The organism is Bradyrhizobium sp. BEA-2-5, assembly GCF_032918025.1.
GTDB classification, from domain to species: Bacteria; Pseudomonadota; Alphaproteobacteria; order Rhizobiales; family Xanthobacteraceae; genus Bradyrhizobium; species Bradyrhizobium pachyrhizi.
The window spans coordinates 7,821,401-7,835,376 of record NZ_CP136629.1; the positions used below are offsets into that span (position 1 = coordinate 7,821,401).

Sequence of the window (13,976 nt, forward strand, 5' to 3'; positions counted from 1 at the left end):
CAATATCATCGGGCAGGCACGCCGTCTCGCGCGGGCGCAGCCTTGCTATCAGCCTTGGTCTCGTTCTTGACGTCGCCCTTGGCGTCGCCGCAGGCGCAGCCGAGCCGGTCGAGCAGACCGCACAGCCTGGTGGCGTCGGCATCGGACAGTTTCGAGCCGACATATTTCTCGATCGCAGCCGAATAGGCGCCCCACATCCGCTTCTGCAACTCGCGGCCGGCTTCCGTGATCTCGACGAACTGGCCGCGCTTGTCGATCTTGCATTCGCGCCGCGAGGCCAGGCCCTCGTCGACCAGGCGGTCGATCAGCCGCGAGGTGGAATATTGCGGGATCAGCATCTGCCGCTCGAGTTCGACCGGCCGCAGCTCGCCCGAGGGCGCCCGCGACAATTCGAGCAGCGCATCATACCAGGCCAGCGGTGGGAAGCCGGCCTTCTTCAAGTCCTGCTCGACGCAATCGAGCACGCGGCTCTGCACCCGCATCAGGCGGATCCAGGCGGCTGTTGCCTCGGTCGATGGTTTGCGTTTCATGGTCTAGCTCATAGGGTCCCGGCACCGACTGTACCGCACTGAATGCATCTGCATCAATCTTGACTATTTCATGCAGGCGCATGTAGGCAATCCCTCTCCGGACGCCAAGAACAAGGGAAGGAATACCCCTATGAAGCTTTATTACACCCCCGGTGCCTGCTCCCTCTCCCCCCATATCGCCCTGCTCGAGGCCGGGCTGCCCTACGACCTGGTCAAGGTCGATCTCCGCGCCAAGAAGCTCGAAAACGGCGACGATTTCCTCCAGGTGAACCCCAAGGGCCAGGTGCCCGCGCTGGCGCTCGATACCGGCGAGATGGTCACCGAGGGGCCGATCATCATCCAGATGATCGCCGACAAGGCCGCCGACAAGAAGCTGGCGCCGGCGAGGGACTCCAACGAGCGCTACAAGCTGCTCGAATGGCTGAACTACACCACGACCGAGTTGCACAAGAATCTCGGTCCGATGTTCTCGCCCGTGCTCGCCGACGACGCCAAGGCCTTCTTCAAGGACCGCGCCATGGGCAAGTTCAAATATGTCGAGAGCCAGCTCACCGGACGCGACTATTTGATGGGCAACCAGTTCACGGTCGCCGACGGCTACCTCTTCACCATGATCATGTGGGCGCAGGACCGGCTCGGCTTCGATCTCTCCGGCCTGCCGAACGTGACGGCCTACAAGGCCCGCGTCGCGGCGCGCCCGAAGGTGCAGGAGGCGCTGAAGAAGGAAGGCCTGCTCAAGGCGGCCTGAGCTCGCACCGAACATGGCCGGCCTCGTGGCACCACGCGGCCGGCCCCTTGCCGACAATTTTCGACAGGAAGAAGCTGGCCACGACCCATCTGCTGCCGGGCATGCCGGTCGAGGCGTTTGTCCCGACCACCGAGCGGATGGTGCTCTCCTATCTGATGAAGCCGCCGGCCGACCAGGTCCACCGCGCCTCAGGGAGAAATGAACGGTGCAAACCTTCAAGACGTGCTGGAACAAAATCAATTTAATCGGCATTCTACCGATTAAGACTACTTTCGGCTGAGGGCGTGGCCGTCCTTGTTCGAGCGATCCAACTAACCGACTATGACCTGCGGCGCGCCCTCCGCTCCAACTGGTCTAAAAATGTGACGATCGCCTTTACCCTTTTATTGACCAGCACCCTGGTTGGGCTGGCAACCAGTTTGTACTTTCGGGTTTGGACATTGATGCTGGAGTCGCCGCTGGTCGCGGTGCTCGCGGCGATCGTGCTCCAATCCGACGGCTTCTCCTTTGCCACCGGCGCTCCGATCGTCGTCGCCTGTCTCGCCTTCAACCAGTTCGCCTATCTCGCCGGCGCCTTGCTCTCACCGGAGACTGACGGCTCAATGGCGGAAGAAATTGACGGCCTGCCAGACCGTCGCGGCGAGCACAAAATCCGCGGCCAGAACGAGTAGCGCGAGGCCGGCCCATGACGGGCCTTTGCCCCGCAGACGCAGCGGCTTCCGCCACCGCGACGACCGCAGGGAAGACAAGGAATCCTTCGCCGCGATCTCCGCGGCACCTTCCTTGAACGCAGAACTCATCGCACGACACCCTCACGCTGATCGTCGCCCCGGCGATCGACGAGCAAGAGTGATGCCAGCAGCGTGGTGCCAGTGGGGAACGAGCGTGGCGGGACTTTGACGCGCATGACCGTCGCACAACAGGATCAAGTCGGATCGATGACCGGCTTGATCCTGCGCGAGTTCGCCTCAGAAGTTTACGCCGCCTGCTTCTTCGGCGCGAAGCGGCCGTAAAAGGTCTCGCCCTTCGCCGCCATCTCCTCGAGCAGTTTCGGCGGGGTGAAGCGCGAGCCGTATTTCGCCTCGAGCTTGCGGCAGAGCTCGACGAACTTCTTCGTACCCATGAAGTCGATGTAGGACAGCGTGCCGCCGGTGAACGGAGCGAAACCGAAACCGAGGATCGAGCCGACATCCGCCTCGCGCGGATCGGTGATGACGTGGTCCTCCACCGTGCGCGCGGCCTCCACCGCCTGCACCACCAGGAAGCGCTGCTTCAGCTCCTCGATGTCGAGCGTGTCAGGGTCGAGCTGCTTCGGCTGCAGCGCTGACAAGCCCGGCCACAGGCTCTTCTGGCCTTTGCCCTTCTCGGGGTAATCGTAGAAGCCCTTGCTGTTCTTGCGGCCGAGGCGGCCCTGCTTCTCGACCATCTCCACCATCAGCTTCTTCTGATCGGGATTGATGGCGTTGGGGCCGAGATCGGCCTCCGTCGCCTTCATGATCTTGAGGCCGAGGTCGAGCGCGACTTCGTCGGACAACGAGAGCGGGCCGACCGGCATGCCGGCCATCTTGGCGCAGTTCTCGATCATCGCCGGCGGCACGCCTTCCAGGAACATCTCGTTGCCTTCGGCGACGTAGCGGCCGACGCAGCGGTTGGCGAAGAAGCCGCGAGAGTCGTTCACGACGATCGGCGTCTTGCCGATCTGCCGGACGTAGTCGAGCGCGGTCGCAAGCGCGAGATCGCCGGTGTTCTTGCCCTTGATGATCTCGACCAGCATCATCTTCTCGACCGGAGAGAAGAAGTGGATGCCGACGAACTTGCCCTGGTCCTTGAAGCCCTCGGCCAGCGAGGTGATCGGCAGGGTCGAGGTGTTCGAGGCGAAGATCACGTCGGGCTTGAGATATTGCTGCGCCTTGGCGAAGGTCTCGGCCTTCACCTTGCGGTCCTCGAACACGGCCTCGATGACGAGGTCGCAGTCCGAGATCACGTTGTAGTCTGATGTGGCCGAGATCCGCCCCAGGATGGCGTCGGCCGCGTCCTGCTTCATCCGCCCCTTGGCGATCAGGCCGTCGACCACAGTCTTGGCGTGGCCCTTGCCCTTGTCGGCGCTCTCCTGGTCGCGGTCGATCAGGACGACGTCGAGACCGGCGCGGGCCGAGACGTAGCCGACGCTCGCGCCCATGAAGCCGGCGCCGATCACCGCGATCTTCTTCACCTTGGTCGGGGCTACGTCCTTCGGACGGCGCGCGCCCTTGTTGAGCTCCTGCATCGAGAGGAACAGGCTGCGGATCATCGCGGCCGCTTCCTTCGAGCGTAGCACCGAGGCGAAGTAGCGCGATTCCACGCGCAGCGCCGCGTCGATCGGCAGCTGCAGGCCCTCATAGACGCAGCTCATGATCGCACGCGCCGCCGGATAATTGTCGTAGGTCTCGCGGCGGTAGATCGCGTTGCCGGCCGGGAACATCATCATGCCGGCCTTGGAGAACACCGGACCGCCCGGAAGCTTGAAGCCCTTCTCGTCCCAGGGCGCGACGGCCTTGCCGCCGCCCTTGATCCAGTCCTTCGCCGCCTTGACGAGGTCGGCGGCGGGCACCACGGCGTGAATGAGGTTCAGCGCCTTGGCGCGGGTCAGATTGACCGCCTCGCCCTTGAGCAGCAATTGCATCGCGTCCGCCGGCTGCACCAGGCGCGGCACACGCTGCGTTCCGCCGGCACCGGGGAACAGGCCGACCTTGACCTCGGGCAGGCCGAGGCGGGTCTTGGGATTCTCAGCGGCGACGCGATAGTGGCAGCACAGCGTGATCTCGAAGCCACCGCCGAGCGCGAGGCCGTTGATCGCGGCCGCCCACGGCTTGCCCGACGTCTCGATCGCGCAGCACCAGCGAAAAGCGGCGGCTCTGGTCGAACAGCATCTGGTTCGCCGCGGTCTCGCCCTGCTCCTTGAAGACCTTCGCATAGGCCTGGTTCATGCCTTCGAGCATCGACAGGTCGGCGCCCGCACAGAACGCCTCTTTCGCGGAGGTGATGACGACACCCTTGATCGCGGGATCGCTGGTCGTCTGCTTGATGATCTCGCCGATCTCCTGGGTCGAGGTCTCGTCGAGCACGTTCATCGAACGGCCCGGGATGTCCCAGGTGACGAGCGCGATGCCGTCTGCGTCGGTCTCAACCTTGAAATTCTTGTAGGCCATGTTGCTCGCTCCCCTCGCCTCACACCCGCTCGATGATGGTCGCGGTGCCCATGCCGCCGCCGATGCACAGCGTGACAAGGGCGGTGGATTTGTTGGTGCGCTCGAGCTCGTCGAGCACGGTGCCGAGGATCATCGCGCCGGTGGCCCCGAGCGGATGGCCGAGCGCGATGGCACCGCCATTGACGTTGATCTTGGCGCTGTCGATGTCGAAAGCCTGGATGTACCGCAGCACGACGGAGGCGAAGGCCTCGTTGAGCTCGAACAGGTCGATGTCCGACTTTTTCATGCCCGAGCGCGCGAACAGCTTTTCGGTGACGTCGACCGGACCGGTCAGCATCATCGCCGGCTCGGAGCCGATGTTGGCAAACGCGCGGATTTTCGCGCGCGGCTTCATGCCGTGCTTCGCGCCCGCTTCCTTGCTGCCGAGCAGCACGGCGCCGGCGCCGTCGACGATGCCCGACGAATTGCCGGCGTGATGCACGTAGTTGACGCGCTCGATCTCGGGATGCGACTGCACCGCGACGCCGTCAAAGCCGCCCATCTGCGCCATCATAGTGAACGACGGCTGCAGCTGCGCCAGCGACTGCATCGTGGTCGAGGGACGCATGTGCTCGTCCTTGGCGAGGATGGTGAGGCCGTTGATGTCCTTCACCGGCACCACCGACTTGTCGAAGCGCCCCTCGTCCCAGGCCTTGGCCGCGCGCTGCTGGCTTTGCACGGCGTAGGCGTCGACGTCGTCACGCGAGAAACCGTATTTGGTCGCGATCAGATCGGCCGAGACGCCCTGCGGCATGAAATAGGCCGGCACCGCGATCGAGGGATCCATCGGCCAGGCGCCGCCGGAGGCGCCGATGCCGACGCGGCTCATGGATTCGGCGCCGCCGCCGATCACCAGCTCATGCTGGCCGCTCATGATCTGCGCCGCAGCGAAGTTCACGGCATCGAGGCCGGAGGCGCAGAACCGGCTGATCTGCACGCCGGGAACGGCGTCGCCGAGGCCCGCCTTCAGCGCGGCGAAGCGCGCGATGTCGGATCCGGCTTCACCGACGGGATCGACCACGCCGAGGATGACGTCGTCGACGGAATCTTCCGGAAGATTGTTGCGGTCCTTCAGCGCCTTCAGCGGCACGGTGGCGAGCGCGAGCGCCGTGACCTCGTGCAGCGCGCCGTCCGCCTTGCCGCGGCCGCGGGGGGTGCGAACGTGGTCGTAGATGAATGCCTCAGGCATGACGCCCTCCTTGATATGAGGATCATAATATATACGGAAGGACACGCCGCCGCAGCGGTGCGGCGACAATTTTTCAGAACGCTTCCGCGGCCAATTCCATCGTGGTGGCGCTGCCGCTCTGGATCCGGGCCAGATGCACGGCAGTCTCCGGCAGCAGCTTCTCCATGAAGAAGCGGCCGGTCACGAGCTTGGTGTTGAGGTACGGCGTGGTGCCAGCGGCGGCCTTGTCCTGCGTCACCTTGGCCATCTTCGCCCACATATAGCCGAGCGCGACGAAGCCGAAGAGATGCAGGTAGTCGGTTGCGGCAGCGCCGGCATTGTCCGGCTTCGCCATCGCATTCTGCATCAGCCACGTCGTGGCCTGCTGGAGGTGGCCGAGCGAGGTGGAGAGTGGCGTGATGAAGGGCTTCAGTGCCTCGTCGCCGCCATTCTCCTTGGCGAAGGCCATGACCTCGCCGAAGAAGGCCATGATGGCGCGGCCGCCGTCGCGCGGCAGCTTCCGGCCGACGAGGTCGAGCGCCTGGATGCCGTTGGCGCCTTCGTAGATCATGGCGATACGCGCATCGCGCACGAACTGCTCCATGCCCTGCTCGGCGATATAGCCGTGTCCGCCATACATCTGCTGCGCCTGCACCGCGTTGGCGAAGCCGTAGTCGGTGAGGAAGCCCTTCAGCACCGGCGTCATCAGGCCCATGTGGTCGTCCGCGGCCTGGCGGTCCTTGGGATCCTCGGAGCGGTGGGCGACGTCGCTCTTCAGCGCGGTCCAGATCACGAAAGCGCGCGCGGCCTCGTTGAAGGCGCGGATCGACAGCAGCGTGCGGCGCACGTCGGGATGCACGATGATCGGATCGGCCGGCTTGTCCGGCGCCTTGACGCCGGTGAGGGAACGGCCCTGGATGCGCTCGCGGGCATAGGCGACGGCGTTCTGATAGGCGACCTCGGACTGCGCGAGGCCCTGCACGGCGACGCCGAGACGGGCCTCGTTCATCATCACGAACATGCCCTGCATGCCCTTGTTCTCTTCGCCGATCAGCCAGCCGGTGGCGTTGTCGTAGTTCATCACGCAGGTGGAGTTGCCGTGGATGCCCATCTTGTGCTCGATCGAGCCGCAGACGACGCCGTTGCGCTGCCCGATCGAACCATCGGCGTTCACCAGGAATTTCGGCACCACGAACAGCGACACGCCCTTGATGCCGGCCGGCGCGCCCTCGATGCGGGCGAGCACGAGATGGATGATGTTATCGGCGAGATCGTGCTCGCCGGCCGAGATGAAGATCTTGGTGCCGGTGATCCTGAAGCTGCCGTCCGCCTGGCGCACCGCCTTGGTGCGGAGCATGCCGAGGTCGGTGCCGCAATGCGGCTCGGTGAGGTTCATGGTGCCGGTCCATTCGCCGGCCACCATCTTCGGGACGTAGATCTTCTTCTGCTCGGGCGTGCCGTGCACCAGCAGCGCCGCGGTCGCGCCCATGGTCAGGCCGCCATACATCGAGAACGCCATGTTGGCGGAGATCTGGAATTCGTTGACCGCCTGGCTCAGCGTCACCGGCAGGCCCTGGCCGCCATATTCGGTCGGCGCCGACAGGCCGAGCCAGCCGCCCTCGACGACCTGCTTGAACGCTTCCTTGAAGCCTTTCGGCGTGGTGACGCTGCCGTCGTCAGCGCGCTTGCAGCCTTCGAGATCGCCCACACGATTCAGCGGCTGCAGCACCTCTTCGGCGAGCTTGGCGGCTTCGCCGAGGATCGCCTCGCGCACGTCGCTCGACGCATCGGAGAAGCCCGGCAGATTGTCGTAGCGGTCGATCTGGAAGACGTCGTTGAGCAGGAAGTTCACGTCTTCGACGGGGGCTTTATAGATCGGCATGCTGGTCTCCCGGCTGGCACGTGGCCGCATATGCGACGGACGCTGCGCAGCGCGTCCTTGGGTTTGTTGGAGCGGACCTTATCCGGTTCCGGAGGTCCGCGGCAGATGCTATCGCCACCAAAGCGCGATGAGATTGGCTTGAAACGTCATGGCGCTTTAGCTCTTTGTTTGAGCATGATCTTTTCGGAAAACCGCTACGCACTTTTCCGGATCATGCTTTACGATTGCGACGTTGCGCCGCTTTGCTTCATCAACTCCTCGCCCATCATCCGGTGCAGCATGTTGATCGCCTTGAGCGGACGCACCATCACCTTGAAGTGCGTGATGCGTCCCTCGCCGTCGAAGCTGATGATGTCGACGCCGTTGATCTCGATGCCGTCGATCATGGTCTTGAATTCGAGCACGGCGCCGGTGTCATTGCGCCACTCGCCGAGATACGTGAAGGTCGGACCGCCGAGCACCTGTTCGGCACTGGAGAGATATTTGAAGGTGATGTCGCGCCCGCGCTGCGGCGTGTGAACGACGGGGCTTTCGAACACGGCGTCGGGGTGCAGAAGATCCCAGAGCGCGGTGCGGTCATGAGACTTCATGTAGGCGTACCACTTGTCGAGGCCCGGCTTGCTCATTCGGACGTCTCCTGCGGCGGGGTTAAGAAGCCTGAACATCGGCCGCGCGCGACAGGGCGGCACGCCGATCACCATATGCATATTGACGCATATGCACACTAACGCATAAAGTCAAGCGAGCTTGAGAATGGTCGTCTTGGGAACTGAGATGGAGGTGGGCGTTGGCACTGGGCGACGCGATCCTCGCATGCCTGACGGAACGTCCGATGACGGGCTACGAGCTCGCCAAGACGTTCGATTCCTCGATCGGCTTCTTCTGGAAGGCCGACCACCAGCAGATCTACCGCGAGCTCTCCAAGCTGCGCGACCGCGGCTACATCCAGGGCCGCGAGGTCGTGCAATCGGGCAAGCCCAACAAGCTGGTTTATACCCTGACCGCCGAAGGCCGCGCGGCGCTGAAGCACTGGGCGGCGCGGCCGAGCGTGCCGCCCTCGATCAAGGATGACCTTCTGGTCCGGCTCTATGCGCTCGACTGCGTCGACATCGAGCCGTTGCGCACCGACCTGATGGCGCGGCTGGAGCATCACCGCGACCGATATGAGCGCTATGAGCGCCTGCTCAACAAGCGCTTTCCCGACGGCACCGCGCCGCCGGCCGATGTCGGCAAGATGCTCAGCCTGCGCCTCGGCATGCGCCATGAGCACATGGTGGTGGAATGGTGCGGCGAGGCGCTCGACGCGCTCTCGGCAATGTCCGGCCGCAGCAACGTGCTGCCGCTCGACGACGGCAAGCGCGAAAGCAACGGCTAGGCACCCACCTCCCCTTGAAACGGGGAGGTCGCTTTGCTCGCCAGAGCAAAGCGGGTGGGGATCCGCTCGCTCCACATACAGCGTCGCCCGCGGCAAACCCCCATCCCGACCTTCCCCCTTTTCAGGGGGAAGGAGAAATTTGGCGGCGACACAAGTCGCTGTCCTGATCCGGCGCAACAGGTTCCCGGATTCCCTAACTTTAGCGCCCGTTGGCCGCATTCCTTAACCCGTTATTTACCGTGACGGGAAAAAGTCAGCAGCTGAGGCAGACGCCCGGCGCAGAATTCGATTGTCTCTTAACGGGAATGCGTGGGGAGGCTGGAGGCGCCGGGTGGGGCGCCGGAGTCGGAACCGGACAGAGTCATGAATTCGCGCGTATCGTGGAGTGTTGACGGCATCGATCCATCCGTCCGGGAGCGGGCCGAAGCTGCTGCGCGCAGAGCCGGCATGTCACTCAACGATTGGCTCAACTCCACCGTCGGTGAACCGAGCCCGCCGGATTGGCGCATGGAGCAACGGCAGCCGATGCCGAGCCGGGAGAGCCGCGAAGTCGCGGACATCCACCAGCGGCTCGACGCGATCACCCAGCAGATCGAACGGATTTCCAAGCCTCTGACGCGCGCCGAAGCGGTGCGCGCCGAAGTCCCGCGCGGCCAGCCCGCCGTCGCGCGGCAGCTGAACGACGCGATTTCGCGCCTCGATGCCCGGCTGTCGCAAATTTCGCGGCCGCAGCCGGCGCGCGAACCGCAGCCACAGCCGATGCGTGAATCGCAGATGCAGCGCGAGCCGCAGATGCATGACCGGCAACTGGAGGAGAGGCTGCGCCAGGCGGAGGCGGTCGAGCGTGCCGCAGCCCAGGTCTATCGCCCCTCGCCGCCACTGAGCCCGGCCTCGTTCGATTTCGCGATCGCGGAGATCGCCGCGCGCCAGAACGAGCTCGATGGATCGGCACAACGGCAGATGCCGCCGCGCGGCGCGCCGCCGATGCCGCAATCGGCTCCGCCGATGGCCGCCTATGCGCCGCCGCCTGCGCCGGCCGGACCCGACTTCTCATCGCTCGAGCGCCACCTGCTCAAGATCACGAGCCAGATCGAGTCGCTGCAGCGTCCCGACAATACCGAGCAGGCGATCAACGCCTTCCGCAGCGAGCTTGCCGAAATCCGTGCCGCCATCACCGAGGCGATGCCGCGGCGCGCGATCGAATCGATCGAGAACGAGATCCGCTCGCTGCATCACCGGATCGATGAGCTCCGCCAGGAGGGCCGCAACGGCCAGGGCCAGGCGATCGCCGGCATCGAACGCGCGCTGTCGGAAATCCGCGAGGTGCTGCGCACGCTGACGCCGGCCGAGCAACTCACCGGTTACGACGAGGCGATCCGCAATCTCGGCGCCAAGCTCGATCTGATCCTGCGCGCCAATGACGATCCCTCGACAGTGCAGCAGCTCGAAGGCGCGATCTCGGCGCTGCGCGGCATCGTCTCGAACGTGGCCTCCAACGAGGCGCTGCTGCAGCTCTCCGGGGACGTGCATGCGCTGGCCGCGAAGGTCGACCAGCTGTCGCAGATGTCGCGCGCCGAGAGCCATGGCGATGCCTTCGCCGGGATCGAGCAACGCATTGCCGCATTGGCCTCGACGCTGGAGACCCGCGAGCGGCCGGCCGGCTATGACAACACCGATGCCATCGAAGGCGCCCTGCGCTCGCTGTCGGAGCGGATCGACCGCCTGCAGGTCGGCAACGACAGTTCGTCGGCATTCACCCATCTCGAACAGCGCGTCTCCTATCTGCTCGAGCGCCTGGAGTCCGCCGACCAGCGCTCCGGCAATCTCGGCCGGGTCGAGGAAGCGCTGCACGACATCATGCGGCACCTCGAGGCGCAGCACGCCCACATCGCCTCGCTTGCCGACGCCGCCCGCAACGTCAACACCTCCTCGCCGCAGCCGATGATGGACAGCGGCATCGTCGACATGGTGAAGCGCGAGCTCTCCGACATCCGCTTCAGCCAGGCCGAGACCAACCGGCACACCCAGGACTCGCTCGAGGCCGTGCACAGCGCACTCGGCCACGTCGTCGATCGCCTCTCGATGATCGAGGGCGATCTGCGCGCGGTGCGCACCGCGCCGCCTGCTCCCGCGCCGGCCGAGTCGCGGATGGAAGCTCCGCGGATGGAAATGCCGCGCCCGGCGATGTCGCAGCCGATCGCGCAGTCCAAAGCTGAAGCGTACAAGCCTGAATCGTACAGGCCCGAATTGCCCAATCCTGCGCTGGCGCAGGAGCACTTCATGTCCGCGCCGCGCGAATTCCATGCCGCGCAGCCGGTCGAGAGCGCGCCGCCGCCGCCGCTGCCGCCGCGTGCGATCAGCGAAATCCTGGAGCCGCACACCGCGCCCGCGAGGACCGCGCTCGCGCCGGAATTGCCGCCGGATCATCCGCTCGAGCCGGGCACACGCCCCTCCGGCCGCGTCGCTTCGCCGTCGGAGCGGATCGCGGATTCCGAGCGCGCGATCAGCGATCTTCCCGCCGGCAAGAAGGAGCCGGTCTCGACATCGAGCTTCATCGCCGCCGCGCGCCGCGCCGCGCAGGCCGCTGCCGCGCAACCCGTCAACGAGAAGGCGGCGCGCGCCGCGAGCAAGGCTGCAGCCAAGGCCAAGGAGAAGGCCGACAAGGCCGCGAAGGCGGCTGCCGCCAAGGCCGGCACGGTTGCGGCCGGCGCGCCGGCGACTGGCGCGCCGGAGGCACAGCCTTCGACCATCACCGCGAAGATCCGCTCGCTGCTGGTCGGCGCGAGCGTGGTCGTGATCGTGCTCGGCACCTTCAAGATGGCGATGAACCTGCTCGACACCAGCTCCGCGCCGCAGGTGCCGGCGATCGAGCATAGCGAGCCGGCCACGCCGCCCATGCAGCCGCCTGCCGAGAATTCCTTCGCGCCCGCCCCGGCTGCGCCGTCTGGCGTGCCCGGGCCGTCGATGACCTCGCCGACCCCGCTCGGCCGCCAGTCCAACAATACTCCGGCGCCGAACACGCTCGACAGCGCGCAGGTGACGATCCCACCGGCAATCGCGCCCGCACCCGCCGTCGCGCCTGAGCCGACCGCGGCGCCAACGGCCGCTGCTAACGACGTCACCGGCACGATTCCGACCGCGCCGCCGCTCGGCGGCAAGCTCGCCATGATCCAGATCCCGGCGGGCGAGAAGCTGCCCGATGCAATCGGTGGTCCGGCGCTGCGCACCGCCGCGATGAAGGGCGATGCAACCGCGGCCTACGAGATCGGCGTGCGTTTTGCCGAAGGAAAGGGCGTCGCCACGAACTACGACGAAGCGGCGAAGTGGTACGACCGCGCGGCGCAGGCCGGCGTGGTGCCCGCGATCTTCCGCCTCGGCACGCTCTACGAAAAGGGCCTTGGCGTGAAGAAGGACGCCGACATCGCCCGCCGCTACTACACCCAGGCCGCCGAGCGCGGCAACGCCAAGGCGATGCACAATCTCGCGGTGCTCGACGCCGACGGCGGTGGGCGCGGCGCCAACTACAAGAGCGCGGCGCAGTGGTTCCGCAAGGCGGCCGATCGCGGCGTCGCCGACAGCCAGTTCAACCTCGGCATCCTCTATGCCCGCGGCATCGGCGTCGAGCAGAACCTCGCCGAATCCTACAAATGGTTCAGCCTGGCGGCCGCGCAGGGCGATGCGGACGCGGCCGGCAAGCGCGACGACGTCGCCAAGCGCCTCGACCCGCAATCGCTCGCCGCCGCCAAGCTCGCGATCCAGACTTTCAGCGCCGAGCCGCAGCCCGACGATGCCGTCAATGTCGCAGCGCCCGCCGGCGGCTGGGATGGCGCGGCCGCGCAGCCCGCAGCGGCGAAACCGGTCAAGCAACCCTCGAAGCGGACAGCGGCGCTCGCCGCTCCAGCTCACTACAGCATGATCCGGAAGAGTGTGCAGCGGTTTTCCGAAAAGATCAAGCTCAAACAAAGAGCTAAGGCGCGATGACGATTCAACCTAATCTCATCGCGCGTTAGGTTCGAGACGGCTGCGGCGCCTTGACGGCGCCGCTGTCCTATACCTCCGACCTTCGGCCGTGTAGACAGGCGCGCAGTTCCGCGCCGTCGGCGTACGTTCCGGAGGGTCAGGCTTGTCTGTCGACGATCGCCAGGATGATGGAACGGGCCACCGTTCGTCGCCGACCGGTCCCCGGGTTGCGCCGCCGCGGCAGGCGCCGTCTCCATTTGCCCCGCGCCCCTCGGCCTCGCCTCCGCCGACGCCGCAAGGGAACGCGGCATCGCCGCCCCGCGCCTTCCGGTTCTCGCTCTGGTCCATCATCATCTTCGTGCTGCTGTTGTCGAGCGTCGCCATCCAGGCTTACCGGGACCTGTCGACGCCGGGCGCCTGGGACTTCTGGCGCGAGACCTACATCGCGGCCAGCATGACGTCCGCGGTGATTCCCGACGTCGACATCGACGGATCGGGCCGCGGCCGGCGGGCGCTTGCGATCAGCGGCAAGATCGGCTCGGCCAGCGCGAGTTGGTTCCGCGACCGGCTCAGCGAGGCGCGTCTCGCACCAGGCGACGTCGTGCTGCTGTCGTCGCCCGGCGGCGCGCTGAACCAGGCCGCCATCATGGGCGAGGTCATCCGCACGCGCGGGCTCGTCACCGCGGTCGCCACCGCCGATGCCTCGGGCAAGCTCCGCCCCGCGTCCTGCGCCAGCGCTTGCGTCCTGGTCTATGCCGGCGGCCAGACCCGCTATGGCATCGCGGGCTCGCGGCTTGGCGTGCATCGCTTCACGACGAGCGCGCCGGTCAGCGATCCCCTCGCCGAGGCACAACGCATCCAGGGCATGGTGCTGGGCTACATGACCAAGATGGGCGTCTCCTCCGCGATCGTCGAGGCGATGTCGCAAACCTCCGATATCCGCTGGCTGAACCCGAAGGAAGCGCTCGCGCTGAACCTGATCACCAGGCCTGTCGATCGGCCCTAAAGCATGATCCGGCAAAGTGCGGAGCGGTTTTCCCTCGCGACAAACGCGGAACGCGTTTGCGCGGAGATCATGCTCAAACA

At 65.9% G+C, this 13,976-nt stretch carries 9 protein-coding genes and 1 pseudogene; 5 read left to right on the forward strand and 5 right to left on the reverse strand.

Annotation, left to right across the window (positions count from 1 at the left end; translation table 11 throughout):
• Window positions 1–5: 5 nt before the first annotated feature.
• A complete protein-coding gene (locus RX327_RS36530; RefSeq protein ID WP_317248775.1) occupies window positions 6–530 on the reverse strand; it encodes a MarR family winged helix-turn-helix transcriptional regulator in 525 nt (174 codons plus the stop codon).
• A gap of 130 nt (window positions 531–660) precedes the next feature.
• On the opposite strand from RX327_RS36530, the gene gstA reads away from it, so the two are divergent.
• Together gstA and RX327_RS36540 are read left to right on the forward strand one after the other, a co-directional pair.
• Window positions 661–1,278: a glutathione transferase GstA gene (gene gstA / locus RX327_RS36535; protein ID WP_028334618.1), complete on the forward strand. Its 618-nt coding sequence runs from the start codon at window positions 661–663 to the stop codon at window positions 1,276–1,278.
• A 284-nt stretch (window positions 1,279–1,562) separates the two neighbouring features.
• On the forward strand, window positions 1,563–1,949 hold the full coding sequence (locus RX327_RS36540; RefSeq protein ID WP_244482368.1) for a hypothetical protein: 387 nt from the start codon (window positions 1,563–1,565) through the stop codon (window positions 1,947–1,949).
• A 305-nt stretch (window positions 1,950–2,254) separates the two neighbouring features.
• Here the strand turns inward: RX327_RS36540 and RX327_RS36545 are convergent.
• The 4 genes and pseudogenes from RX327_RS36545 to RX327_RS36560 form a co-directional block, all read right to left on the reverse strand.
• Window positions 2,255–4,466, reverse strand: a pseudogene (locus tag RX327_RS36545) (FAD-dependent oxidoreductase).
• Between the two features lie 19 nt (window positions 4,467–4,485).
• Window positions 4,486–5,694: an acetyl-CoA C-acetyltransferase gene (locus tag RX327_RS36550; RefSeq protein ID WP_317248776.1), complete on the reverse strand. Its 1,209-nt coding sequence runs from the start codon at window positions 5,692–5,694 to the stop codon at window positions 4,486–4,488.
• 73 nt (window positions 5,695–5,767) lie between these two features.
• The gene (locus RX327_RS36555; RefSeq protein ID WP_317248777.1) at window positions 5,768–7,555 is read right to left on the reverse strand and encodes an acyl-CoA dehydrogenase C-terminal domain-containing protein; all 1,788 of its coding nucleotides are present in this window, start codon (window positions 7,553–7,555) and stop codon (window positions 5,768–5,770) included.
• A gap of 218 nt (window positions 7,556–7,773) precedes the next feature.
• Window positions 7,774–8,181, reverse strand: a complete 408-nt coding sequence (locus RX327_RS36560; RefSeq protein ID WP_317248778.1) for a nuclear transport factor 2 family protein — start codon at window positions 8,179–8,181, stop codon at window positions 7,774–7,776.
• Between the two features lie 161 nt (window positions 8,182–8,342).
• Here RX327_RS36560 and RX327_RS36565 point away from each other — a divergent pair, with 161 nt between their 5' ends.
• From RX327_RS36565 to RX327_RS36575, 3 genes are all read left to right on the forward strand, one after another.
• Window positions 8,343–8,930: a PadR family transcriptional regulator gene (locus RX327_RS36565; RefSeq protein WP_317248779.1), complete on the forward strand. Its 588-nt coding sequence runs from the start codon at window positions 8,343–8,345 to the stop codon at window positions 8,928–8,930.
• A 363-nt stretch (window positions 8,931–9,293) separates the two neighbouring features.
• A complete protein-coding gene (locus tag RX327_RS36570) occupies window positions 9,294–12,911 on the forward strand; it encodes a hypothetical protein (protein WP_317248780.1) in 3,618 nt (1,205 codons plus the stop codon).
• A 142-nt stretch (window positions 12,912–13,053) separates the two neighbouring features.
• Entirely contained in the window at window positions 13,054–13,896 is an 843-nt protein-coding gene (locus RX327_RS36575; RefSeq protein ID WP_050385919.1) for a hypothetical protein, read from the forward strand.
• Window positions 13,897–13,976 lie beyond the last annotated feature (80 nt).

Excerpts from the sequence above, each read along its gene's own strand:
- RX327_RS36570 (WP_317248780.1), top strand. The coding sequence starts at position 9,294 with ATGAATTCGCGCGTATCGTGGAGTGTTGACGGCATCGATCCATCCGTC.
- gstA (WP_028334618.1), top strand. The coding sequence starts at position 661 with ATGAAGCTTTATTACACCCCCGGTGCCTGCTCCCTCTCCCCCCATATC.
- RX327_RS36550 (WP_317248776.1), bottom strand. The coding sequence starts at position 5,694 with ATGCCTGAGGCATTCATCTACGACCACGTTCGCACCCCCCGCGGCCGC.
- RX327_RS36560 (WP_317248778.1), bottom strand. The coding sequence starts at position 8,181 with ATGAGCAAGCCGGGCCTCGACAAGTGGTACGCCTACATGAAGTCTCAT.
- RX327_RS36530 (WP_317248775.1), bottom strand. The coding sequence starts at position 530 with ATGAAACGCAAACCATCGACCGAGGCAACAGCCGCCTGGATCCGCCTG.
- RX327_RS36555 (WP_317248777.1), bottom strand. The coding sequence starts at position 7,555 with ATGCCGATCTATAAAGCCCCCGTCGAAGACGTGAACTTCCTGCTCAAC.